Source organism: Pseudomonas sp. RA_35y_Pfl2_P32, assembly GCF_963970735.1.
GTDB lineage: Bacteria > Pseudomonadota > Gammaproteobacteria > Pseudomonadales > Pseudomonadaceae > Aquipseudomonas.
Genome location: NZ_CAXAQF010000292.1, coordinates 1 through 469, shown reverse-complemented (window position 1 = coordinate 469; position 469 = coordinate 1). Strand labels below are relative to the sequence as shown.

Below are 469 nucleotides of genomic sequence, written 5' to 3'. Positions count from 1 at the left end.
GAATCTTGTCGAATTGCTGCTCGGACGCCTGGGCGCCGACCATGGTGTCGGTGTCCAGCGGGTCGCCACGCTTGATTTGCAGGACCTTCTTCATCACCACTTTCATGAAGTCGTCGTAGATCGACTCCTGCACCAGGGCGCGAGACGGGCAGGTGCAGACTTCGCCCTGGTTGAAGAACGCCAGCACCAGGCCTTCGGCGGCTTTTTCGATGAAGGATTCTTCGGCTTGCATGATGTCGGCGAAGAAGATATTCGGCGACTTGCCGCCCAGCTCCACGGTGGACGGAATGATGTTCTCGGCGGCGCATTTCATGATGTGCGAGCCGACCGGGGTCGAGCCGGTGAACGCGATCTTGGCGATGCGCTTGCTGGTGGCCAGGGCTTCGCCGGCTTCTTTGCCGAACCCTTGCACCACGTTCAGCACGCCCGGTGGCAGCAGGTCACCGATCAGTTCCAGCAGCACGCTGAT

The 469-nt window shown here is 60.8% G+C and carries 1 protein-coding gene; it reads right to left on the bottom strand.

The annotated features are described in order from the left end of the window. Positions 1 to 469 (bottom strand): aldehyde dehydrogenase family protein (locus AACY45_RS28340; RefSeq protein ID WP_339548780.1); only part of this gene is annotated, 469 nt, incomplete at both ends.